Here is a 23,911-nt window from a genome sequence, read left to right as displayed (position 1 = left end):
ATACTGATAAGGACGGGGCCGTCGTTCACATACCGGCCCTGTCCTTATCTTGCTTTTGGAAAGGAGTTAACATGATTTTTATAGAATTACTGAAGGTTATCCTTCTCGGTATTGTGGAAGGAATCACCGAGTGGCTTCCAATCAGCAGTACCGGACATATGATCCTTGTGGACGAGTTCATCAAACTGAATGTATCCGAGGCATTTATGGAATTTTTCCTGGTGGTGATCCAGCTTGGCGCGATCCTGGCAGTTGTTGTATTGTACTGGAACAAGCTGTGGCCCTTTTACATAAGAAAAATCCCGAAAAAAACACAGATGGCGCTGCGTAAACAGTCGGCAGTACCCAGAACTGTCCTTACCTTTGTGGAAAAATACTGTGATAAGGATAAGTGGATCCTCTGGTTCAAGATCCTGGTAGCATGTCTGCCGACGATCATCATCGCTCTTCCTTTTAATGACATTATTGAAGAGAAATTTTATAACTATGTGGTCGTTGCCATCATGCTGATCGTTTATGGTGTGCTTTTTATCGTTATCGAGAACTACAACAAACGCCGCAGACCAACCTGCACCAGACTGGATGAGCTTTCCTTTAAGACAGCGCTGATCATCGGCTGCTTCCAGGTGCTTTCCGTGATTCCGGGAACATCCCGTTCCGGATCTACCATTATCGGAGGTATCCTTGCAGGAACATCCCGTACGGTTGCAGCAGAATTTACCTTTTTCCTGGCAATTCCGGTTATGTTCGGAGCAAGTCTTCTGAAACTGGTGAAATTCGGTTTTGCCTTCAGCTCCACAGAGCTGATCATCCTGATCGTAGGTGTTGTGGTATCCTTTGTGGTATCTATTCTTGCCATCAAATTCCTGATGGGATATATCAAGAAACACGATTTTAAAGTATTCGGCTGGTACAGGATCATCCTTGGTATTCTGGTGCTCGGATACTTCGTTGGAAAAACATTTTTAGCATAAAACTGCAATTTGGAGGTAATCATTATGGAATATAAGAAGCTTTTGATCGTACTGACAGCAGTGACGGCGCTTGGTATGGCCGGATGTGGAAAATCATCAAAGGAAACAGCAGAGGTGACACCAACACCGGTTCCTACAGCCGCACCTACGGCTGCACCGGCTACATCCACACCGCTTCCCACATCTACACCTGCACCGAAGCTGATCGGTGTAAAGACAAGTACCGCAAAATTCGTTTATCTTACCAACAGCACGAAGGGAGAGATCCGTGAGATCTATCTCCGCGCGGCAGGAGGAGAAGAATGGGGCAAAAATCTTGTTCCTGCAGAAGCTACCATCAAAGATGCGGAGCAGGTGCAGATGTATTACACCCCGGATTCTGCAAGGGATGCCATCTATGATATGAAGATCGTAGACGGAGACGGAAATGCCTATGAGATCTACAGTGTACAGCTGAGCGATATGGAAAAGGCAAAACTGATGATCGATAACGGAGAAGCATACCTGACCTATACAAGTCTCAGTGACAAGAGTGAGAAGAGCACTATTGGCAATGTGGAAACTGACAACAGTGAGGCAGACAGCAGTGATTCCGCAGACAGCACAGATGCTTCAGATCTGACAGATAGTTCTTCCGGTATCACAGATACTTCTTCCGACAACAGCGATGGAAGCTATGACAACAGTGATGATGGAAGTTATGACAACAGTGATGACGGAAGCTATGACAGCAGCGATGACGGAAGCTACGACAACAGCAGTGATGATGGAAACTATGACAGCAGTGATGATAGCGGCGACTATGTAGATGACAGCAGCAGCAGCGGCAGCGGTGACGATTCTCTTGACAACAGTACAGATGACAGCGGAGACGGAGAGATTGTCTGGGATGATAACGGAGACTGGTCAGAGGAATAAACCGGGATCCTGTAAACAGAGGGAAACATGGAACAGACATTTCTTGAAAAACTGAAACGAGTAAAACCTGGGGATCTGCTTCACATTATTAAGTTTATCCTGGCATTTCCCATTGCGATGGTCTACAGGCTTTTTCGCAGGGATCTCTGGCTTCTCTGTGATACGGAGAATGAATGCCGGGATAACGGATTCTGGTTGTACAAATATCTGAGAGAAAATACCAGTGAGGATGCAGTGTACGCCATCAACAGAAAATCTCCGGATTATGCCCGGGTAAAAAATCTGGGACAGGTGATCCAGTATGGAAGCTTCCGCCACTGGATCTACTATCTGGCTGCGTCAAAAAATATCAGCTCCCAGAAAATGGGAAAACCAAACGCAGCCATCTGCTATGTGCTGGAGGTTTACGGAATCCTGCGGAACAAGCGGGCGTTCCTGCAGCATGGGATCATCACGGCAGATCTTAGTTTTCTGTACTATCCGCATACAAAAATGAGCCTTTTTGTTACCAGTACCTATGATGAGTGGAAATATGTCAATGACCGGTACGGATATCCGGAAGGCTATGTGCAGGAGCTGGGGCTATGCCGTTTTGACCAGCTTCATGATATGAAGATAAAAAAGAACCAGATCCTGATCATGCCGACATGGCGTATGTATATCCGCAATGAGATATCAGCTGCTGATCACGAGCTGGAAGCACAGAAATTCATGGAAACCGATTATTACCGTTACTGGGATGCACTTCTCAAGGATGAGAGGCTGATCCGCTATATTGAGGAGAACGATCTTCAGATCATTTTTTATCCGCACAGGGAAATGCATCGGTTCCTAAAATATTTTCATGTGGATCATCCGAATATCACAGTGGCGTCCTGGCCTGAGTACGATGTGCAGACACTCCTTAAAGAGTCCGCAGTGCTGGTGACTGATTTTTCCAGCGTGGCCATGGATTTTGCCTACATGAAAAAACCACTGGTCTACTACCAGTTTGACAATGAAAAATTCCGGCAAAGTCATCATCAGATCGGGTATTTTGATTTCCGGAAGGATGGCTTCGGCCCGGTATGTGTAACGGAACAGGAAGTAACGGACTGGCTGATCCGTCTGCATGGACAGGGATTTGCCAATGAAGAAATCTATCTGGAAAGACACGGAAAATATTTTGATCTGTGGGATACAAAGAACTGTGAAAGAAATTACAAAGCGATCAAAGAAATGTAACAGGTGGTGAAAAATTGCAGCAGTTAATGGAGGCTCCGGCGGAGATCAAGGTAAAAACCAGGAAATTTTCGCTGACAAAAGGAACCATAAAGATCAGTTTTGAGCTGGAAGAATCCAGAGGAAGGATCCGTTCCCTGAAGCTGAAACAGCGAAATACAGTGTTGGATACAAGCTTTCCTTTTGAAATGCAGACAGCAAAAAAAGGAAATACGATCGTGTATCATGCACAGATCAATGTAGATCAGTATCCGATGGAAACCGCATTCTGGGATGTGGTGGCATCTGTGGATAAAGAAGGAAAAGAAAATTATGAGGATGCGATCCTGGGAGGCTTAAGTTCAAAACTTAAACTTAAGCTGATTCTTTTTCCAAGATGGACCAGAACCGGGGATGGGCATATGGTTTATCCATTTGTTAACGGAGCAAGGCAGTTTACCATTCAATACCGGAAATATGATCCGAAATATGACAGCTATGCATTTATAGCAAAAGAATTTCTTGCATTATTCTGCTATTTTATCCTGAAACCTTACTGGGATCACAAGAAATTATGGCTGATCTGCGAGAAATATTGTACAATGGCACAGGACAACGGCCTCTATTTTTTTCGGTACTGTATGGAGCATGCACCGGAGAAGGACAGAAGTCGGATTTTTTATGTAATAGATAAAAAATGTCCGGATTATCAGGCTGTAAAAGAGTATGATGCCAATGTGATCCAGTTCATGTCATTTAAGTACATGATCTATCTCAGCGCTGCCCGGTATCTGATATCTACTGATGCGATCCGGCATTTTTATATCTGGGATTCGCCCAACAGCATCTACAAGGTTCTGTATCAGGCACGGAAGAACATCGTATTTCTCCAGCATGGAGTGATGGGCTTCAAGCAATGCCACAGGACCTTCCATAAAGGCGGAGGCAATCAGATGGCACTGTTTGTGGTGTCTTCAGGTTATGAACAGAAGATCATCCATGATTATTTCGGATACGATAATGAAGAGATCATCATTACCGGACTAGCCAGGTGGGATGTGCTGGAGGACAAGTCAGATCCGGCTCATAAAGAGATCCTGCTGATGCCTACATGGAGAAACTGGCTGGAGGATATCAGCGAGGATCAGTTCAAAAAAAGTGAATACTATCAGCGTTATAAAGCATTTCTGCAGGATGAGAGGCTTAAGACTCTTCTGGAAAAGGAGGATATCACGCTGAATTTTTATATCCATCCGAAATTCCGGGAACATATCCGGAGCTTTCAGGTGGAAGACAGGCATATCCGTCTGATCCCATTTGGGACCATGCCGCTGAATCAGCTTCTGATGAGCTGCCATATGCTGATCACCGATTATTCTTCTGTTTCCTGGGATGTCTACTATCAGGAAAAACCGGTGATATTTTATCCTTTTGATCTGGAAACCTATGAGAAAGTTCAGGGAAGCTATATGGACTACAAAAAAGATGTTTTCGGAGATCTGGCATGGGATCAGAACCAGCTGGTGGATCTTATCGGAGAATATGTGAGGAACGGATTCCGTGAAAAACCGGAATTTTCAGGAAGGAGAGATGAGCTTCTTCCCTACAGGGACAATGACAATAGCAAACGAATCTATGAATATATAGCCAATGCTCAAATACCGGACAAACTGAAAAGAAGGCTGAAAGAGAAAAAATTTTAATGTAAGGATACAAAAGGAGCAATATGAACAGGGAGTATGAATTTTCAGTAGTTGTTTTTGCAAAAGATACCGCAAAGCTTTACAGAACCTTTAAAAATGTACGTGAGGTCACACCTAAAGGAACGGTACAGATCCTTGCAGTACGCACAGCAGGAGATATGGATATCCCTGATGAACGGGACATGAGGGAGTTGGAAGAAGCCGGAGAAAAGGAGAAAGAGCTCAAGGACGAAGAGCTGGATAAGATCTACGGAGCGTTCAATCCGGAAGATTCCCGTTTCCGGGAGATGCTGGATGACAGGGATCTTTTATATATTGACGGTCTGGAATGCGGGGATCTTGTGGCGGAGCTGAAGGATAAGATAGCCGGAAACTATGTCGTTTTTGCAAAAGCCGGAATCTGTTTTTCCCCAAAATCCAGTGCAGAGGTCAGACGCTGCTTTGAGGAAGACAACAGAGATGTTGTCATAACAAAGATCCGTGGAAAAGGAAATATCCATGTGCGGGAGCATAATAACTACTGTGACCGTTTCACCGAAAAAACAACGCTGGATAACAATGTATATCTTCTGCATCAGCTGTATACCGCTTATACATTTGCAGCAGATCAGGTGAAATGGGTATCCGAGATCCGTCCGGAGATCTGGTATCTGGATGTGATGACTATGGTATATCAGTCCGTTGTAAGCTGCCGGAGTCTGGGAGTGACTTCAGGGGAAGATATCTATGTGCAGATCCTTGCGGACCATCTCATGGTGGAGGACTGGAAGAATATGCTGCAGGATCCGAAGCAACTGGAGGTATTTTACCAGGAATTTTTCCGAAAGATTGCAGACTGCAGAAGAAAAGAAAATCCTGTTCATGAAAAAAATGCAGATTATGTGCTGCTGTATTACAGCGCAAAAATGGCTGATATCATATTTGATAACGAGGAGCTTGATGAAGAGAAAAAATGCAGATATGAGGAAGGCATCGAAAGCTTCCTGAAACAGATGGAGTTTCCGGAAATCGTGATGTCCAATCAGCATCTCAGCAGGGCAAACAAAGTATATCTTCTCCGGAAATATTATCCGGATATCCGAAAAAAATTCCCGGATCAGGCGGACACGATCCTGAATCCCATATATGATAATCTTAATGTCAAGATATTCCAGCCGGAAAAAGACCAGCTGCACTGTGAATTTTCCATTGTGGAGCCTGTGAGCAGGACAAACCGTGCATATATGATGACTGGTGGCAGCACCTATGAAGCCAGATGGAAATATACACTGGGAAGAACCGGCTGGTGCAGGGAAGAAAGTGCCGTTGAGAAGCTGTATATCGTGGACATTCCGCTTTCTGAGATCAGTGAGTTTATCAGCTGGGGTACAGGCACAGATGGACATGTAAATAAAATGTACAATATTTCCTACGGAAAATATGTGCCATTTACAAAGAAGCTGCCGCTTTTCCTTCATATAGAGGATAAGCTTCTGTATCTTAACGAAAAAGTCCGGATGATCCGTGGAGAGGATCAGGAAGATGCAAAAGTTCTGGGCCATCAGTATGAAGTAACTGTAGAGCCATACAGCCAGAGCAGAGAGAAACAGCTGAAGAAAAAACGCACCAAAGCAATATTCTCTCAGGGAAAGGCCGGAAAAAAGGCAGTTCTCGTGCGTAAGCTCTACGAGATGCAGAAGGCAAAGCAGAAAAAGCAGATCTGGCTGATCTCCGACCGTACAACACGTGGAGATGACAACGGCGAAGTGATGTTCCGCTATCTCTGCGCCAATCCGGACCCTACGGTGGAGCCTTATTTTGTAGTCAACAAGGATACACAGGATTATGTGGAAATGAGGAAGCTTGGAAAGGTTGTGGAGCCTTTCTCCTGGAAACATAAGCTTCTGTTCCTGCTGAATGAATTTTCACTGTCCTCCCAGGCTAACAAACCGGTGATCAATCCTTTTGGAAAGCTGGAGTATCTGTACCGTGATATTATCTATGACAAAAAGCTGGTATTTCTGCAGCATGGTGTTACCAAAGACAACCAGTCCAAGTGGCTGAACAAATACAACCGTAATCTTTTCGGATTTATCGTCAGCACAAAGCCGGAGTATGATTCTGCCTTTACCTATGACTATTTTTATCCGGAAAAAAATATCTGGCTTACGGGAATGCCACGTTATGACCGTCTGGTCCATGATGAACGCAAGTATGTGACGGTGATGCCTACCTGGCGCAAGAGCCTTTCCTCAGGAACCGATGCCAGAGGAGTATGGCAGCTTGGAAAAGAATTTCAGGAAAGCGAATACTTCCATTTTTATGATGATCTTCTCAACAACGAAAAACTTCTGGGAGCGGCAGAGAAATACGGATATACCATCTGCTTCATGCCTCACCCAAATACCATTGATGGCCTGCATATGTTCCGCCATGATCCACGGGTAAAATTTATGGATTCGTCTTATTCCTACAAGGACATTTTTGCCCAGACAGATCTGATGATCACGGACTATTCTTCGGTTGCCTTTGATTTTGCATACCTGAGAAAACCCATCGTATACTCCCAGTTTGACAGAGACAGCTTTTTCAGTGGTGCGCATTCCTACACAGAGGGATACTTTGACTATGAGAGAGATGGCTTTGGAGAGGTGGAACATACACTGGACGGAACTGTGGAACGGATCATTGAATATATGGCAGACAGCTGTCAGATGAAAGAGGAATATCGGAAACGAATGGATGAGACCTTTGCATTTAATGACCGTAACTGTTCCAAACGTGTGTATGAGAGAATCATCGAGAATCGGTAATATGGAGGTTGGATTTTGGAAGGAAAGCAGGCAATAAAGTTTGATAAATATAATTCTCAGGCGATAAAGGGCATTGCCATTGTTATGATGCTGTTCCATCATATGTATCTGAGTCAAGACAGATTTGAGGGACTGAATGTTGTTTTCACTCCGTTTTCGGCAGATCGGATCATGTATCTGTGCAGAACATTTAAGATCTGTGTACCGATCTATGCATTTATTTCCGGATACGGACTGTATCTCAGTTACAGAAAAAATAATTCCACACCTGGTAAGTGGACAGCCAAAAGACTGATAAAAACAATGGGAGGGTTCTGGATCATATGGGGGCTTTCTGTTGTGATCTTACAGCTTTATAACGGCTATGCCGTGACCAGATATTTCGGAAACGGAAATATTGCCAAAGGTGTTAGCGCAATGGTGCTGGATTTTTTTGGTCTGGCGAAACTTTTCGGAACTTCGACTCTGAACGGAACCTGGTGGTATATGAGCGCGGCGATCATTTTTATCATCTGCGTGCCGCTGTTTATGATAAAGGAAGAATATCTGGTATTTATTCTTGTGGCTGTTGCGGCATTTCCGCGGACAATTTCCATGGAGGTTATGGGAATTACAGGTATTTATGCATTTTTACCGGTATTTCTCATGGGAATGTGCGTAGCCAAGTATGATTTGTTTAACCGATGGTTTAGGATATGGAATGTTGGAGTGAAGCATGTTTTCAAATTTCTTCTGGAACTTCTTGCGGTGTTTATTTTGTATAAAGCCTACAGAACTTTGCCGCTGAAGGTATACAGTGAGATCCACTGGGGTGTGTATCCAATTGTATTTATGGCATTTTGCTGCGAATTTATTAATGTTATTCCGGGAGTGCGACAGATTTTACTGTTTCTCGGAAAACATTCCATGAATATATTTCTGATACATACATTTATAAGACAATATTCTTTTGTGTATGTGAGTGGATATTTTCTGACCAATACACTGACGCTTCTGCTGGCTTCACTGGCCGTGTCCATAGCGCTGGAATGGCTGAAAAAGGTAAGCGGATACAACCGCCTGATCCAGAACATCTGTGTGAAAATAGGATAATAAAGATAAAGGAGAAAGACCTGTCATCGTCTGTGGCAGGTCTTGTTAAAGTATGAAAGCAAAGAAAATAGTTTGTATATATTGGATGATATTAGTAATGATTTTTGGAGGCATTATTGGTATCAGAAGTACAGAGATAAAGGTCGAGGCTGCTGAAAGAACAGTACGATTTTGGGATAACAGTGGAAATTATCTTCAGAAATCCGGCGGAAACTGGTATCTGAAAGATTCAAAGAAGCGAAAACTTAGCGGATTGCGTTATTTGTCAATTCCAAAGACAGAGTTTTTAAAAACAGGATTTTATATGTTTGACAAAAACGGAAAACTTTTGAGAAAACAATCCGTGTATTATTTCGATAAAAAGACAGTTTCTGGTGTTCGCTTTGATAAATACCACATCACAGACTCCAATGGAAGAATTTCAAAGGGAGAGCGTGGCTTTGTAAACGTAGCTGAACAGAACGTGCGGGGCAAAAAAATTATCGCAGGCATTTATTATGTGGAAGCGTACGGAAAACTGGCTGATCGTGGAACAGTACGTTATATAAGACAGAGAAGATTCGGTGGGCGTAATTTTAAAAGTGGTTATTATTATTTCTATGGAACCGGAAGAATCTGCATGCGTCCGTCTTTTCATAAAATGAACAAAACAGTTCAGGGAAAAAAGTTTAACGGAATCTATTATTTTGGCAATGATAACGGAAGAATGGCACAGAAGGCAGGGTGGGTAACCTGTGATGGCCAGCAATATTATGTAGATCAAAATGGAAAAATGCTGGTGAACCGGTGGAAAGATGGCTATTACCTGAAATCTAACGGAACCATTGCGAAAAATATGAAAACACCGGATGGTCAGTATGTGGACTGGAGGGGAAGAAAAAGTACAAGATCAGAGTATGCCTTAAGTGAGTTTAAATCGGAATTAGAGAGTTTTGCTTCTGCCTACGGTGGAAACTGGTCTGTTTATATAAAAGATCTGAAAACAGGAAATGTTGTAAATATAAATGATCAGGAAATGTATCCGGCAAGTACGATCAAGGCGTTTGTGATGGCATCCGTCTATGATCAGATTCGTCAGGGAAAAATGCAATACAGCTCCGGTGTGTACAGCTTGCTGTGGGATATGATCACCGTCAGTGATAATGAATGTTATAATGAACTGGTAAGGCGTCAAGGGGGCGGAAGCTTTGTAGGAGGAACGGCTGTAGTGAACCAATATCTTCGAAAGAACGGTTACAAAAATACCGGCTGCCACAGTTCCTTGCATCCATCTTCTTCAGCCTGGAGCAGTGATGGGTGGCGTAACACGGCATCTGCAAAAGATTGTGGGATGCTTTTAGAAAAAATCTATAGAGGTCGGTGCGTTTCTCAACAGTATTCCAGAGAAATGTTAAATCTTTTACTGTATCAGACGAAACGATACAAAATTCCATCAGGCCTTCCGGCAGGTGTAGTGTGTGCGAACAAAACGGGTGAAACAAGCTCAGTTCAGCATGATATGGCGATCATCTATGGAAAGAAAACAAATTATGTATTATGTATATTCTCTGAAGGAGCCTCCGAAGATCATTTACTGCACGGAATCCGTTCGATTTCTTCAAGAGTATATCAATATCTGAATAAATAAAGATCAGCCAGCAGTCATGAGCCCGGGGGCCTTCCTTGATTCGGTAAAAATAAGTGGCATTCATGAACGTGCTGGCTGATTTTGTATTATCATCAAAGAAATGGTTGCGGAAGAATTTCACAGATAAGGTTTTTCTTTATCCTTTAATATGCCGGATGTTTCCGGTATCTGTGATATCGTAGCCGGTCTGGAGAGACAGGAACCGACGGAAAGGTTCGGATGCAACGGTTTCCGCTACGGCCTGAAAGCCGGGGGTGCTCAGATTTTTGGTCTGCATAACCAGGAAGCGTGATTCCTGGCAAACAGGAAGAAAATCCAGCTCCGGAAAGCTTCTCGCCACACAGGCCTCGCCAAGAGCTATGTCTGCCTGTCCACCAGCCACTGCGGCAGCCGTGGAGTGATCGGTAACAAGCTCATTTCGATATCCGGATATGGAATCCGGTGAAATTTCGGAAGACAGCAGTGTACGGTCGAGAAGGATCCGACGGCTGCTTCCTTTTTCGCGGTTCGCAAAAATAATATCTGCCCGTGTAAGATCAGAAAATCCCCGGATATTCTTGGGATTTTCTTTTTTTACATAGAAGCCGACGGGATACTGACACAGAGAGATCACAGTCAGTGGGATACCGGGTACAAGGCTATGGATATCCTCCGGTGAGGCGGATGCACAGGCAATGTGGACTTTTTCAAAATAAAGAGAATACAGTCCGTTGTAGGTATTCATGTGAGATTGCAGAATCGGCAGACTGTCCGGGTGTGTGGGAAGCTGATTCAGGAGAAGATCCAGAGCCGGAGAAGCCTGCCCGCTGATGATCAGTCCACTGGAATGCAGAAGATAATCTCTTTTCAGAAGAGAACTTTCCGGCTGATAATTGTGAGACTGAACAGAAAGGGGAGAATATTCCGGACTATTAAGATACTGAGACAACTGTTCCTCGCTGACCCGCAGCTGTTTGCCGACTTTGGAGGATGGGAGCTCTCCCCGCTTGATCAGGTCATATACCGTTGACTTTTTGATTTTCAGCTTATCTGCCACTTCCTGAGCTGTGTAAACCTTATTCATCGATACCTACCATAACATTGGTTGCTTTGATGACTGCGTAAGCATCAGAGCCTACTTTCAGTCCAAGTTCTTCCACCGCCGCACAGGAGATGGTAGCAGTGATGATATTTCCACCACCGATATCGATAGAAACGATGGAATTTACAGCTCCCTGGTTGATGTTGATGATTTTTCCTTTTAACTGATTACGTGCACTGAGTTTCATAAGTAATTCTCCCTTTCTTGAATATTGAATGAACCGGATCAGGCAAATTCTCTGCTTCCGTTGTGCAGAGCAATGAACCTTGTGTGGGATTTGTCTGTATCAGGAGTGCTGTAAGCCACTCATGATAAGAAACGAAGCGGATCGTGAACATCCGCCTGGCTTGTCAACTATGTATTTATGATAGCACTTGTAGAGAAAAACAGCAATGCCTTATAGCTTGACAAGAAACTTTCCTTTCGGTAAAATTAAACAAAACCATTCAAAACTAAACAAAACTGAATGAAACGGAAAAGTAGAGGAACAAAAGATGAAGAAAAAAATCTTAGCAGCCCTTACCGCGGGAATTTTAACAACAGGCCTTATGACCGGAACTGTTTTTGCGGCAGACACAGAAGTGAAAGGTGATGAGAACCTGAAGGGAGAGGTTTATGCATTTATTGCTGCCAGCCTCAGCAATTCCATGGAGGAGATCCAGAAGGATTTCAATGAGCTTTATCCGAATGTAACGATCTATTACAGTGCAGACAGTTCAGGTACACTGCAGACACAGATCGAGGAAGGTGCACGCTGTGATCTTTTCTTTTCAGCAGCAGATAAACAGATGGATGCCCTCACAGAGGAAAAACTGACAAAGGAAGACACCGTTAAGGATCTTCTTGAGAACAAAGTCGTTCTGATCAAACCAAAGGACGGAGAGACAAAGGTAACAGGATTCGAGAATATCACAGACGCTGAGAATATGGCGCTTGCAGGAGAGGATGTTCCGGTGGGACAGTACTCCCGTGAGATCTTTAGCAATCTTGGAATCATGGACGATGTAAACAAAATGGAGATCAACGAGTGCAAGAATGTAACGGATGTACTTGCAGCAGTCAGTGAAAGAAGTAATGAGGTTGGTGTTGTATATGCGACAGATGCTGCATCTGTTACTGATAAAGTAGATATCATCGCAGAGGCGCCGGCAGACAGCCTTAAGACGCCGGTTCTTTATCCTGTGGGACTTATCGAGGACAAGGAAGCATCTGAAGACGATACCAAGGCAGCAGAGGCTTTTCTTGATTATGTAGAGTCTGACGCAGCGATCAAGGTCTTTGAGGACTATGGATTTACAGCATATGAGGCTGAGGACAGCACAGCTTCCGCAGACAGCACATCCAAATGAGTATGATGTAGAAAATCGGCAGTAAATACTGAAACACAGTAAATGCTGACGCAGGAATGAAATATGGCAGAATTTTTGAGCGAAATAAACTGGAGTCCTCTGTGGATTTCCTTAAAAACAGGTCTGGCAGCGACAGTGATCGCTTTTTTTCTGGGAATATTCTGTGCCCGAAAGATTATGAAACTGAAGCCGGGAGCCAGAGCAGTACTGGACGGGATCCTTACTCTTCCGCTGGTACTTCCTCCTACAGTGGCTGGATTTTTTCTGCTTCTGATCTTCAGCCTGAAAAGGCCCTTCGGAAGCTTTCTTCTGGATAATTTTGATATTAAGATCGTGCAGACCTGGAAGGGCTGTGTGATTGCAGCGGCAGTGATCGCATTTCCGCTGATGTACCGCAATGCACGGGCTGCTTTTGAACAGGTGGATATAAATCTTATCCATGCAGGTCAGACTCTGGGGATGAGCGACAGCCGGATATTCTGGCGAGTAGTCATGCCGGCGGCAGGACCGGGGATTGCATCCGGAACAGTGCTGGCATTTGCACGCGCGATCGGAGAATATGGCGCAACCTCCATGCTTGCCGGAAATATCCTTGGAAAAACCAGAACAGTTTCTGTTGCGATTGCATCAGAGACAGCAGCCGGAAATTACGGAACTGCAGGATTCTGGGTCATTGTGATCGTGCTGATCTCCTTTGTGATCGTGGCATTGATCAATATCGTATCCGGAAGAGGAATGAAGACAAGAAGGTGGATCTGATGGCAGTCAAAGTAAATATCGAAAAAAACTTCCGTGATTTTTCCCTGAAGGTGGATTTTGAAGGCAGTTCGGCATCCATTGGGCTTCTTGGCGCTTCCGGCAGCGGAAAAAGCATGACCTTACGCTGTATTGCAGGGATCGAAACACCGGATAAGGGAAGAATCATCATCAATGGAAAAACAGTATTTGATTCTGAAAAGGGGATCAATTTGAAACCGCAGAAGCGACGGATCGGATATCTGTTTCAGAATTATGCTTTGTTCCCAACCATGACAGTGGAACAGAACATCCGCTGTGGTTATCGTGGGGAAAAAGCCTCCGCCAGGGAAAAGGTGGCAGATCTGATTCGGCGATATCATCTGGAGGGGCTGGAGAAGCGCCTGCCCTCACAGCTTTCCGGCGGACAGCAGCAGAGAGTGGCACTGGCCAGAATGATGATCGGAGAGCCGGAAGCTATTCTTCTGGATGAGCCGTTTTCCGCACTGGACGGTTACCTGAAGGATGTGCTCCAGCGAGAGATGCAGGATTTCCTCAAGGACTATCCGGGAGATATGATCCTTGTGACACACAGCAGAGATGAGGCCTATAAATTCTGCAGGGAGCTTTCCATTGTACATGAAGGCAGGATCCTTGTGACCGGGGAGACAAAGCAGCTGTTTGAGAGACCGGGACTTCTGGAAGCAGCAAAGCTTACCGGCTGTAAGAATTTTTCCAGAGCGGAGAGGCTGGGATCTCACGAGATCTATGCGGCGGACTGGAAAATGAAGCTCCATACCGAAGAAAACGTAGATGAGGACATTACTTACGTAGGGATACGCGGTCACTGGATCCGCCCGGAATCAAAGCCGGGTGAGAACTGTATGGCAGTGCGGGTAGACCAATACATAGAAACTACATTTGAACATCAGTATATGATCCGGAACAAAGCAGAAGAGAATGCTGCCGGATTATGGTGGATGCGTCCCAAAAACAGCTTTACGGAGGATCCGGATAAAGATCTTCCGGAATATCTGTATCTTCCACCGGAGCATCTGATGTTGCTGAAATAAAGAAAGCTCCGGAAACAGACATTATCTGCTGTTTCCGGGGCTTTTTTGTGTTCCGGAATTTTTGATGGATTTTTACGGGCAGAATCTATTTTCCATGATTTCCGGAGTAGGTGATGTAATCGGACACCATCATGGCAAGCTTGAAGGCCAGTGCATCCTCAAAGGTACGGATATCCAGGCCAAAACGTTTCTGCAGCTTTTCAAAACGGTATACCAGAGTATTCCGGTGCACATAGAGCTGTCTGGAAGTTTCAGAAAGGTTCAGGTTATTTTCAAAGAAGGTCCGGATGATATTGAGGGTTTCGTCGTCGATAGATTCCAGGGATTCTTCTCCGAAGATCTCGCCTACAAACATGTTGCAGACCTGAGTGGGAAGCTGATAGATCAGACGGCCAATGCCCAGCCGGTTGTAACCGAAAACGTTTTTGTCAGCATAAAAGATCTTGCCGACCTCCAGAGCAGTGCGGGCTTCCTTGTAGGCGTCGGAAAGCTCCATGATATCATCTGCAACATTGCTGTAGGAAACCCAGGCAGAGGTCATGGCCTCTGTATTGAGCATATCCACCAGCATGCAGGCGATACCATCCAGCTCTTCGTAGCTTTCGGTGTTCTGAAGCTCACGTACTACGATGATGCCGGAATCATCCAGTGCAGTGATAAAATCCCGTGTACGGGCAGAAAAGATGTTACGGATGGTAGCCAGGGCATTTTCGTCCTTGTGCTGCTTGGTTTCCACAAGAAATACCGCACGGCGGGCAGAAGGTGTGATATGAAGACGGGCAGCCTTGTTAAAAGCCTCTACCTGGGAATAGCGGTTCAGGAGAAGATTCTGCATAAAGGAGTTCTTGTCTGTTTTTTCCGTATAGGCGGTTAGGAGACTTTCTACCTGGCAGACAGCAAGCTCTCCGATGGTAGAAGCCTGCTCTCCGGAGCCCCATACGATCAGAAGCATATTGCTCTGAGGTGTGTTGTTCAGCTTGTACAGAATGCAGCTGTGATTGGAGATGCATAAGGCAGGATCCTCCCGGAACTGAGCAAGCTTTTCAGAAGAAGGAAGCCGGCGATCCCCTGTGGAAATGTATATCTGGTCATTTTCATCCAGAATACAGAAATCAAGACCGCTGATCCGGTTCCAGTCATCCAGAGATTTTTGAATTGTTTGCTGTATTTTCATAAAAAGCGTCCTTTCTGATGTAAAATAAAACTAGTGAAATAAAAAGAAAACCCCGGGAAATCATATCCCCCGGGGTTACATTCTGTTTTTATGATTCGATGAGAATTAGTTTGTGATAGTAAGCTCTGTCTCTTTGTCGAAGAAGTGAGCTTTCTCCATATCGAATGCAAATCTGATCGGATCACCGGTCTTAGCTGTTGTACGAGGATCAACTCGTGCTGTAACCTGAGTTCCGTCAACATCGAAGTACAGGAATACTTCAGCACCAAGAAGCTCGTAAACTTTAACTACGGAGTTCATTGGTTTGCTTGGAGATGTCTCAAGGAACATCTGAGAATCATGGATATCCTCAGGACGGATACCAAGAACAACTTTCTTTCCAACATAGCCTTTGTCTTTCAGGATTTTAGCCTTAGCTGCCGGAACGATAACCTCATGCTCACCACCGATCGTAGCAACTACATTGCCGCCTTTCTCGGAGATAACAGCATCAAGGAAGTTCATCTGCGGAGATCCCATGAATCCAGCAACGAAGAGGTTGCCTGGTTTCTGATACAGGTTCTGTGGTGTATCAACCTGCTGAACAACACCGTCTTTCATAACAACGATTCTGGTACCAAGTGTCATAGCCTCTGTCTGGTCATGTGTTACATAGATGATTGTAGCACCAAGTCTCTGATGGATCTTGGAGATCTCGATACGCATCTGTACACGAAGTTTAGCATCCAGGTTGGAAAGAGGCTCATCCATAAGGAATACCTTAGGATTACGAACGATAGCACGTCCCATAGCAACTCGCTGTCTCTGACCACCGGAAAGAGCCTTCGGTTTACGATCAAGAAGCTTGTCAAGGTCAAGGATTCTTGCTGCTTCACGAACAGCCTTGTCGATCTGGTCCTTCGGAACTTTACGAAGCTTAAGTCCGAATGCCATGTTATCATAAACTGTCATATGAGGATACAGAGCGTAGTTCTGGAATACCATTGCGATATCACGGTCCTTAGGCTCAACATCGTTCATGACTTTGTCACCGATCTTAAGTGTACCACCGCTGATCTCCTCAAGACCTGCGATCATACGAAGTGTTGTAGATTTTCCACATCCGGATGGTCCTACGAAGATGATGAATTCTTTGTCTTCGATCTCCAGGTTGAAATCTTTAACTGCCTGGAAGCCGTTCGGATAAGTTTTATTAATGTGAGATAATGATAAACTTGCCATTGTTGTTTCCCTCCAAAATTAATATATTGTTTTTACGTAATTTCCTTTGCTGGTTAACAGTATATCGAAAATGAGGGAAAAGGGCTAGAGCTGAATCGTACAAAGTTTCCGGCAGTTTCTTGTCATTCTGACGAAAAAATGAAAGGGGATTTTTCGTCATTTTGTCAAAACGACGGTTTCCAGTGTACCGTAACGCAGAATCTTCAATATGTAAAAAAAGTTCAAATAAGTTATTTACAGCTAACTGAAGTTGGAGTATACTAACTTATTAGATAAAAGAAAAGTTTTCTCAATAAAGGAGGGATCAGAATGCATATTGCAGAAGCTGAAACAGAAGAGAAAAAAACGGGATGCTACCGACATACAGAGATGCAGAGGGATCTTATTATAGAGAAACTGAAGGAGAAGGGATTCCGCATCACCAGACAGAGAAAGATCCTTCTGGATATTATCCTGGAGGGAGAGTGCTCCTGCTGTAAGGAAATCTATTACAGGGCTTTCGCACTGGATCCAGGAATCGGTGTGGCCACAGTATATCGTATGATCAATACACTGGAGTCCATCGGTGCTATCAGCCGAAAGAATATGTATCGCGTGGCATGCAGCACAAAAGGAGCCTGTGCAGTAGAACTGGATGATGATACGATATGCCATCTGTCCGGGCAGAAGCTTAATGAAGTGATCCTTGCAGGACTTCGGGCCTGCGGAGAGATCAGTGAGCAGAATATCCGTACCCTGGCACTGCTGCCTGTTCATGAGGTCGGGTGAGTATGGAAAAGCTATGGCACAATATAATAGGAAAGAAGAGGTTTGTGCAGACTAATAATTAGACAAATTAAACTATTAGTAAAAAATAACTGTTAGGCAAAAATAACTGAAAATTCAACAAATTGTATCAAAAACACAAAAAAAACACTGGACTTTTTCTTACAGACATTTTATAATGATGAAAATATCGGGGCGGACATGAAAAAATCCTCACCGGAAATCAGAAAAAATAAAAATCATATATCAGGAGGATACTTATTATGGCAGACTTTAAATTCAAAAAATCAGGACTTTTTGCAGCAGGCGTTCTTTTCGGAACAGCAGGAATCAAGATCCTTACAAGCAAGGATGCGAAGAAGCTTTACACAGGATGCACAGCAGCCGTTTTAAGAGCTAAGGACTGCATTATGAAAACAGCTACGAATCTGCAGGAGAACGCTGAAGATATTTTCGCTGAAGCTAAGGAGATCAATGAGGAAAGAGCAGCAGCTGAAGAAGCTGTAGAGGATGTTGAGACAGAAGCTGAGGAAACTGTAGCTGAGGATGCATTCAAAGAAACAGCAGAAGAGACAGAAGAAGCAACAGAAGAGACAGCAGAAGAGACAGCAGAGTAAAGAGGCGATTTTCCGTGAAATTTTATATCAAACATGAGACAAGAGGCCGGCTTCGTATCCATCTTGCTCAGAAGAGAATGAGTTACGGGCAGGCAGATACGCTGCTGTATTATCTCGAGAACCTTGATGGAGTGGCTTCTGCTAAGGTATACGAGAGAACCTGTGATGCAGTTATAAATTATCGGGGCAGCAGAGCAGCGGTTATCCGTGGCATCAGCGAATTTCATTATCAGGATGTAGAGGTTCCTTCACAGGTGCTGCAGAGCTCAGGGAGAGCACTGAATGCAGAATATCAGGAGAAGCTGATCTCCAAAGTGATCTGTCATTATGGAAGAAGGCTTTTTTTGCCATATCCGCTGAATGCCATTTATACAACAGCTACTTCCCTGAAATATATCTGGAAGGGAATTGATACACTTCTTCACCGTAAGATCGAGGTGCCGGTTCTGGATGCCACTGCAATTGGAGTGTCTGTATTACGTCAGGACTTCGGTACTGCAGGCTCCATCATGTTCCTGCTTGGGATCGGAGAGATCCTGGAAGAGTGGACACATAAGAAATCCGTAGGTGATCTTGCAAGAACCATGTCCCTGAATGTTGGCAAGGTATGGCTGAAGAGACAGGATCAGGAGATCCTGGTAGAGTCCGGAGAGGTCCAGCCGGGAGATGAGGTTGTTGTACGTATGGGTACCGTAATTCCTTTTGACGGAAGTGTTACGGATGGAGAGGCTATGGTCAACCAGGCTTCTCTTACCGGCGAGTCTGTACCGGTATGCAAGAAAGAGGGCAGCGTTGCCTATGCAGGCACTGTTGTGGAGGAAGGTGAGATCACCATCCGCGTAAAGACCGTAGGAGGTTCCAGCCGTTATGACAAGATCGTCACCATGATCGAGGAGTCTGAGAAGCTGAAATCTTCTTTGGAGGGAAAGGCAGAGCATCTGGCAGATAAGCTGGTTCCGTATACACTTGGAGGAACAGCTCTTACATATCTGATTACCAGAAACGCTACCAAAGCTCTTGCGATCCTGATGGTAGACTTCTCCTGTGCGCTGAAGCTTGCAATGCCGATCTCCGTATTGTCCGCAATCCGTGAGGCCGGTACACACAAAGTTACAGTTAAGGGCGGTAAATATCTGGAGGCAATGGCAGAGGCAGATACCATCGTATTTGACAAGACCGGAACTCTGACAAAAGCGAAACCGACCGTTGTGGACGTGGTTCCGTTTGATAACAATAATCCGGATGAAATGCTTCGTATCGCCGCATGTATGGAAGAGCATTTCCCGCATTCCATGGCGAAAGCCGTTGTCAGTGCAGCCAAGAAGAAACATCTGGCACACGAGGAGATGCATTCCAAGGTTGAATATGTAGTAGCGCATGGAATTTCCACTACGATCGAAAACCATAAGGCCGTGATCGGAAGCTATCACTTTGTATTTGAAGATGAGAAATGTCTGATCCCGGAGGAGGGCAGGGAGAAATTCGACAATATTCCGGAAGAGTATTCTCATCTGTATCTTGCCATTGACGGACGCCTTGCGGCAGTGATCTGTATTGAAGATCCCCTTCGTGAGGAAGCGAAAGCTTCTGTAGAAGCACTGCGTGGGGCAGGAATTTCCAAGATCGTTATGATGACAGGGGACAGCGAGCGTACAGCAGCAGCCATTGCCAGACGTGTGGGAGTGGACGAATATTATTCCGAGGTACTTCCGGAGGATAAGGCCAACTTCATCGAAAAAGAAAAGGCAGCCGGAAGAAAGGTTATCATGGTAGGTGACGGAATCAATGATTCTCCGGCACTTTCCGCAGCCAATGTCGGTATCGCCATCAGTGATGGTGCTGAAATTGCCCGGGAGATCGCAGATATTACTGTAGGTGCAGATGATCTTCAGGAGCTTGTTGTTCTGAAAGAGATCAGCAATGCACTGATGAAGCGTATCAGACGCAATTACCGTTTTATTATTACCTTTAACGCAGGCCTTATCGCCTGTGGCGTTGCAGGTATCCTGCAGCCGACTTCATCCGCACTTCTGCATAATACCTCCACACTGGCGATCAGTCTGAAGAGTATGCAGAATCTGCTCCCATAGAAATTTTTCAAAATAAATATAAAAAGCCGGCCAGGTTATCGAAGAGATAAGAGCTTCGTGCCTGGCCGCTTTTTTTAGGCTGCTCAGACGCGGATCGCAGGTATCAGCATGAAGGTGCAGGTGTATGAAGTAAGTTTTATTCATGAGGAAAGGGTTCGCTTTCCAGCTTCAGTCCGTCAGTCATATGATAGCGTTTCTTTTGGGTATCCGAACGGAGAGGCCGAGTATGAAGGCTTCGGTACCTGGAAGGGCTCATATGATAAAATTTTTCGAAGGTATGTGCAAAATGCTGCCGGCTGTTGCAGCCGGAAGAAAAGGCAATATCCGTAATGCGCAGAGTACTGTTGCACAGAAGAAAGGCGGCCTGTTCCATACGCTTGCGGTTGATATAGGTATTGATGGTGCAGCCGTTTTTTTCTGTAAAGAGCGCCTGCAGGTAGGATTTGTTGATCCCTGCATATGCGGAGATGGCAGGAATATCAATGTCTTCCAGATAATGCTCATCAATGTAGCGGAGCGCTTTTTTCAGATAGACGATTCCCTGAGTGCTCCGGCTGGAGCGGGCGCAGAATGCAAGCTCTGTAAGCATACGGCTGAAAAGAAGAAAGAAGAGAAATTCTTCCTTTTGTATCTGACCGGGATTTTGTTGTAAAAATGTGAGCAGATCCTTCAGGCTGTATCCGAAGCTGCGGGAATCCGTGCCGGAGCAGAAGCCCTGGGAGACGTCCGTAAAATTCCAGAACCGGGAAAATCTGGGATCCTTTTTCAGGAGAAGCTCCAGAGCAACCGGGCTTTTTTCGGAAGTAAGGGAAAATTCCAGATTCAGGATCGAGCAAGGGAAACCATCTGGAATCTCCAGCCTGTGAGGTACATCCGGCCGGATAAAGATAAATTGCCCGGATTTCAGTGGGAATTCTGTGTCCTGCGTGCCGTCCAGGCAGAAAACCCGGCAGGAACCGGAGGTGATATACATGATCTCATAGCTGGAATGTGTGTGGTGCTCCATATGATAATAAGGCAGGGAGAGAGCATAAAAAGCAGAAATATGGAAATATTGGGAAGAGTCCTGGAAAATATCTGGCATGAAAAAACCTCCTGAGTACGATGCGAAACGGAATGTAAATATTTCAGCTGTAAATTTCGAGTCAGACAGATGCAGATATCCGGTTAAAAAACTCTGCCCGCCTGAATATACCCTTTGCTGTCTGCAAACAGTATATCACGCAAAAATAAATACGACAATATATTGCATTTTTACATTCAGGGGATGATACCTGTCACCTCATAAAAAAACAGATGTTATACTGTGATCAGAATCAGAAAAACGGAGGGTATTTTCTATGAGCTATAAAAATGAAAACATGAAAATGATCGAATTACATGAGAATGGCCTGGATATCCGGTTCCGTATCCGGGAAAACGGCGTGGTAGAGCTGGCAGATTTTTCTTCACAGGAAGTAAAAAAAGCAATCATGGAGCCGAAGGAGGATATCTGTTACCCGGCTGTTGAGATTCACAGAAGCGGCACAGGAAGCCTGAACATGCATGCTTACAAAAACAACATTAATCAGTCCTCTGTGGATTTTGTTTATGAGAACCATGAGCTGAAGGAACAGGATGGCGGAAAAGAGCTGGAGATCGTAATGGTTTCCCCGGAAAAGCTGAAGGCGGTATATCATATGCGCCTGTTTGACGGAGTGCCGGCAGTACAGACCTGGACAGAGATCATCAACGAGGGAAGCGAGGATCAGGGGCTGACTTATGTTTCTTCCTTTATGTATCAGGGAATCTCCGGAGGCGGCGAGAAGCCTTATTATAAAAAAACAGATATCTATGTGCCATTTAACAGCTGGTGCTGTGAGGCACAGTGGCAGAAATACGATGCAGAAACGCTGAATTTAAACGGAATGGTCGTAGATGGCTTCAATCATCAGGGATATGGCCTGAACCGTTATTGTTACAGTGGAAAGGGCACCTGGTCTACCTGTGAGTATCTTCCCATGGGAATTGCCGAGGACAGAGAAACGGGGGAGACGTATATTTTCCAGATTGAAAGCTCCGGACAGTGGCTGGCAGAATATGGCTCTGCACAGGGCGGAAATCTGTATCTTACCTTAAGCGGTGCCACCGAGCAGGAGCACGGTTGGTATAAGAATCTGAAACCAGGAGAAAGCTTCACAACCGTTCCGGCAGGGGCAGCTGTTGTAAAAGGTGGCCTGAATCCGGCAGCAGCGGCATTGACCAGGTATCGGAGAAAAGTACGCAGACCTAATACGGACGATGAGAAGCTGAACGTGGTATTTAATGATTACATGAACTGCCTGATGGGAGACCCTACAACGGAGCGGGAGCTTTCCATTATTGACAAGGCAGCAGAGCTTGGATGTGAATATTACTGCTTGGATGCAGGCTGGTATGACGACGGATTCTGGTGGGACCGTGTCGGGGAATGGAAAGAAGCATCCGGAAGATTCCCGAATGGTCTGAAAGAAGTCTGCGATCATGCACACAGTAAAGGCCTGAAAATGGGACTCTGGCTGGAAATCGAGGTTATGGGAGTTGCCTGCGAGCTGGCAAACAAGCTTCCTGATGACTGGTTTGTCTGCCGCCATGGAAAACGCCACATTGACAATAAACGCTATATGCTGGATTTCCGCAATCCGGAGGTACGAAAATACTGCCGTGATGTAGTAGACAGGCTGATCAATGATTACGGTGTAGAGTACTTTAAAGTGGACTATAACGTAACCATGGGATACGGAAGTGACCTGAACAGTGACAGCTGTGCAGATGCCATCCGTGAGCATTATGAATGCCTCCACCAGTGGTATGAGGAAATCTTCCGGGATCATCCGGAGCTTGTTGTGGAGAACTGCGGTTCCGGCGGACAGCGTATGGATTATGGTATGCTGAAGATATTAAGCCTGCAGTCTACCAGTGATCAGACAGATTATCTCTACAATGCCAATATCGCTGCCAACGTAGCCAGTGCGGTAACTCCGGAGCAGGGAGGTATGTGGGTATATCCGTATGAGGATGAAGAAGAGCATGTGATCTACAATGTAGTAAATGGCATACTTCTCCGCCCATATATCAGCGGTATGGTATGGAAACTGGGAGAAAATTCCATGAACCGGATGAAGGAGGGAATCTCCCTGTATAAGGAGATCCGGGAGGAAGTCCGTGACGGCGTGCCGTTCTTCCCACTTGGTTTTGGAACTCTGAAATCCGAAGTTCTTGCTTACGGAGTGAAAGCAGAGAAGAATACTTATCTTTCCGTATGGACACCGGGAACAACAGAAGCAGTGATCCCTCTGGAAAATGCAGATCAGATTAGCAGAGTATCCGTGATCTATCCGAAGGAAGAGATGTGCGAATATAAAATCGAAAATGGAAATCTTGCAGTGAAGATGCCGCAGGAAAAAGCAGCGAGATTATTTAGAATCGAGATGAAATAGAAAAACAGGAAAGTCCTGATTATGGGACTGAAAGAATATGAA

The 23,911-nt window shown here is 45.0% G+C and carries 19 protein-coding genes; 14 read left to right on the top strand and 5 right to left on the bottom strand.

The window, feature by feature from the left end; all coding sequences use genetic code 11:
* Positions 1 to 71 precede the first annotated feature (71 nt).
* The 7 genes from EYS05_RS02845 to EYS05_RS02815 all read left to right on the top strand — a co-directional run bounded on the left by EYS05_RS02845 (position 72) and on the right by EYS05_RS02815 (position 10,306).
* Entirely contained in the window at positions 72 to 974 is a 903-nt protein-coding gene (locus EYS05_RS02845; RefSeq protein ID WP_118512958.1) for an undecaprenyl-diphosphate phosphatase, read from the top strand.
* A 24-nt stretch (positions 975 to 998) separates the two neighbouring features.
* Positions 999 to 1,892, top strand: a complete 894-nt coding sequence (locus tag EYS05_RS02840; protein ID WP_138276565.1) for a hypothetical protein — start codon at positions 999 to 1,001, stop codon at positions 1,890 to 1,892.
* A gap of 27 nt (positions 1,893 to 1,919) precedes the next feature.
* Entirely contained in the window at positions 1,920 to 3,116 is a 1,197-nt protein-coding gene (locus EYS05_RS02835; RefSeq protein WP_138276564.1) for a CDP-glycerol glycerophosphotransferase family protein, read from the top strand.
* Between the two features lie 14 nt (positions 3,117 to 3,130).
* Complete coding sequence (locus tag EYS05_RS02830) at positions 3,131 to 4,795, top strand: CDP-glycerol glycerophosphotransferase family protein (protein ID WP_118512956.1); 1,665 nt, start codon at positions 3,131 to 3,133, stop codon at positions 4,793 to 4,795.
* A 23-nt stretch (positions 4,796 to 4,818) separates the two neighbouring features.
* A complete protein-coding gene (locus EYS05_RS02825; RefSeq protein WP_118512955.1) occupies positions 4,819 to 7,587 on the top strand; it encodes a CDP-glycerol glycerophosphotransferase family protein in 2,769 nt (922 codons plus the stop codon).
* 15 nt (positions 7,588 to 7,602) lie between these two features.
* Positions 7,603 to 8,679 (top strand): acyltransferase family protein, encoded by a 1,077-nt coding sequence (locus EYS05_RS02820; protein WP_138276563.1) that lies wholly within the window; start codon positions 7,603 to 7,605, stop codon positions 8,677 to 8,679.
* Positions 8,680 to 8,776: 97 nt separating this feature from the next.
* Entirely contained in the window at positions 8,777 to 10,306 is a 1,530-nt protein-coding gene (locus EYS05_RS02815; RefSeq protein ID WP_158293299.1) for a serine hydrolase, read from the top strand.
* A gap of 136 nt (positions 10,307 to 10,442) precedes the next feature.
* Here EYS05_RS02815 and EYS05_RS02810 read toward each other — a convergent pair whose 3' ends face one another.
* Positions 10,443 to 11,369: a helix-turn-helix transcriptional regulator gene (locus EYS05_RS02810; protein WP_138276561.1), complete on the bottom strand. Its 927-nt coding sequence runs from the start codon at positions 11,367 to 11,369 to the stop codon at positions 10,443 to 10,445.
* Complete coding sequence (locus EYS05_RS02805; protein ID WP_015527392.1) at positions 11,362 to 11,574, bottom strand: TOBE domain-containing protein; 213 nt, start codon at positions 11,572 to 11,574, stop codon at positions 11,362 to 11,364. The genes EYS05_RS02810 and EYS05_RS02805 overlap by 8 nt, the downstream gene beginning before the upstream one ends.
* Positions 11,575 to 11,881: 307 nt before the next feature.
* Here EYS05_RS02805 and modA point away from each other — a divergent pair, with 307 nt between their 5' ends.
* The 3 genes from modA to EYS05_RS02790 all read left to right on the top strand — a co-directional run bounded on the left by modA (position 11,882) and on the right by EYS05_RS02790 (position 14,544).
* Entirely contained in the window at positions 11,882 to 12,736 is an 855-nt protein-coding gene (modA, locus tag EYS05_RS02800; RefSeq protein ID WP_138276560.1) for a molybdate ABC transporter substrate-binding protein, read from the top strand.
* Positions 12,737 to 12,799: 63 nt separating this feature from the next.
* A complete protein-coding gene (gene modB, locus EYS05_RS02795; protein WP_138276559.1) occupies positions 12,800 to 13,495 on the top strand; it encodes a molybdate ABC transporter permease subunit in 696 nt (231 codons plus the stop codon).
* Positions 13,495 to 14,544 carry a sulfate/molybdate ABC transporter ATP-binding protein gene (locus tag EYS05_RS02790; protein ID WP_138276558.1) on the top strand — a complete coding sequence of 350 codons (1,050 nt, stop codon included), beginning with the start codon at positions 13,495 to 13,497 and terminating at the stop codon, positions 14,542 to 14,544. Before modB ends, EYS05_RS02790 begins: the two co-directional genes overlap by 1 nt.
* An 85-nt stretch (positions 14,545 to 14,629) precedes the next feature.
* Here the strand turns inward: EYS05_RS02790 and EYS05_RS02785 are convergent, their stop codons facing one another.
* Both EYS05_RS02785 and EYS05_RS02780 read right to left on the bottom strand, forming a co-directional pair.
* On the bottom strand, positions 14,630 to 15,718 hold the full coding sequence (locus EYS05_RS02785; RefSeq protein ID WP_138276557.1) for a PucR family transcriptional regulator: 1,089 nt from the start codon (positions 15,716 to 15,718) through the stop codon (positions 14,630 to 14,632).
* A gap of 105 nt (positions 15,719 to 15,823) precedes the next feature.
* Positions 15,824 to 16,939 carry an ABC transporter ATP-binding protein gene (locus EYS05_RS02780; protein ID WP_138276556.1) on the bottom strand — a complete coding sequence of 372 codons (1,116 nt, stop codon included), beginning with the start codon at positions 16,937 to 16,939 and terminating at the stop codon, positions 15,824 to 15,826.
* 309 nt (positions 16,940 to 17,248) lie between these two features.
* Between EYS05_RS02780 and EYS05_RS02775 the strand changes: the two genes are divergently transcribed.
* The 3 genes from EYS05_RS02775 (at position 17,249) to EYS05_RS02765 (ending at position 20,411) form a co-directional block, all read left to right on the top strand.
* The gene (locus EYS05_RS02775; RefSeq protein ID WP_227752296.1) at positions 17,249 to 17,707 is read left to right on the top strand and encodes a transcriptional repressor; all 459 of its coding nucleotides are present in this window, start codon (positions 17,249 to 17,251) and stop codon (positions 17,705 to 17,707) included.
* A 260-nt stretch (positions 17,708 to 17,967) separates the two neighbouring features.
* Positions 17,968 to 18,321 carry a DUF6110 family protein gene (locus tag EYS05_RS02770; RefSeq protein ID WP_118625824.1) on the top strand — a complete coding sequence of 118 codons (354 nt, stop codon included), beginning with the start codon at positions 17,968 to 17,970 and terminating at the stop codon, positions 18,319 to 18,321.
* 14 nt (positions 18,322 to 18,335) lie between these two features.
* Positions 18,336 to 20,411, top strand: a complete 2,076-nt coding sequence (locus tag EYS05_RS02765; protein ID WP_138276555.1) for a heavy metal translocating P-type ATPase — start codon at positions 18,336 to 18,338, stop codon at positions 20,409 to 20,411.
* Between the two features lie 136 nt (positions 20,412 to 20,547).
* On the opposite strand, the gene EYS05_RS02760 is transcribed toward EYS05_RS02765, so the two are convergent.
* A complete protein-coding gene (locus EYS05_RS02760) occupies positions 20,548 to 21,495 on the bottom strand; it encodes an AraC family transcriptional regulator (protein WP_138276554.1) in 948 nt (315 codons plus the stop codon).
* Between the two features lie 256 nt (positions 21,496 to 21,751).
* Here EYS05_RS02760 and EYS05_RS02755 point away from each other — a divergent pair, with 256 nt between their 5' ends.
* A complete protein-coding gene (locus EYS05_RS02755) occupies positions 21,752 to 23,869 on the top strand; it encodes a glycoside hydrolase family 36 protein (RefSeq protein ID WP_138276553.1) in 2,118 nt (705 codons plus the stop codon).
* Positions 23,870 to 23,911 lie beyond the last annotated feature (42 nt).

The organism is Blautia sp. SC05B48, from assembly GCF_005848555.1.
Lineage (GTDB): Bacteria > Bacillota > Clostridia > Lachnospirales > Lachnospiraceae > Blautia_A.
This window is presented reverse-complemented; position numbering and strand designations above follow the sequence as displayed.

Coding starts and splice junctions, on each gene's coding strand:
- EYS05_RS02845 (WP_118512958.1), top strand. CDS start 72: ATGATTTTTATAGAATTACTGAAGGTTATCCTTCTCGGTATTGTGGAA.
- EYS05_RS02840 (WP_138276565.1), top strand. CDS start 999: ATGGAATATAAGAAGCTTTTGATCGTACTGACAGCAGTGACGGCGCTT.
- EYS05_RS02835 (WP_138276564.1), top strand. CDS start 1,920: ATGGAACAGACATTTCTTGAAAAACTGAAACGAGTAAAACCTGGGGAT.
- EYS05_RS02825 (WP_118512955.1), top strand. CDS start 4,819: ATGAACAGGGAGTATGAATTTTCAGTAGTTGTTTTTGCAAAAGATACC.
- EYS05_RS02815 (WP_158293299.1), top strand. CDS start 8,777: ATGATTTTTGGAGGCATTATTGGTATCAGAAGTACAGAGATAAAGGTC.
- EYS05_RS02810 (WP_138276561.1), bottom strand. CDS start 11,369: ATGAATAAGGTTTACACAGCTCAGGAAGTGGCAGATAAGCTGAAAATC.
- EYS05_RS02805 (WP_015527392.1), bottom strand. CDS start 11,574: ATGAAACTCAGTGCACGTAATCAGTTAAAAGGAAAAATCATCAACATC.
- modA (WP_138276560.1), top strand. CDS start 11,882: ATGAAGAAAAAAATCTTAGCAGCCCTTACCGCGGGAATTTTAACAACA.
- modB (WP_138276559.1), top strand. CDS start 12,800: ATGGCAGAATTTTTGAGCGAAATAAACTGGAGTCCTCTGTGGATTTCC.
- EYS05_RS02790 (WP_138276558.1), top strand. CDS start 13,495: ATGGCAGTCAAAGTAAATATCGAAAAAAACTTCCGTGATTTTTCCCTG.
- EYS05_RS02785 (WP_138276557.1), bottom strand. CDS start 15,718: ATGAAAATACAGCAAACAATTCAAAAATCTCTGGATGACTGGAACCGG.
- EYS05_RS02780 (WP_138276556.1), bottom strand. CDS start 16,939: ATGGCAAGTTTATCATTATCTCACATTAATAAAACTTATCCGAACGGC.
- EYS05_RS02775 (WP_227752296.1), top strand. CDS start 17,249: ATGCATATTGCAGAAGCTGAAACAGAAGAGAAAAAAACGGGATGCTAC.
- EYS05_RS02770 (WP_118625824.1), top strand. CDS start 17,968: ATGGCAGACTTTAAATTCAAAAAATCAGGACTTTTTGCAGCAGGCGTT.
- EYS05_RS02760 (WP_138276554.1), bottom strand. CDS start 21,495: ATGCCAGATATTTTCCAGGACTCTTCCCAATATTTCCATATTTCTGCT.
- EYS05_RS02755 (WP_138276553.1), top strand. CDS start 21,752: ATGAGCTATAAAAATGAAAACATGAAAATGATCGAATTACATGAGAAT.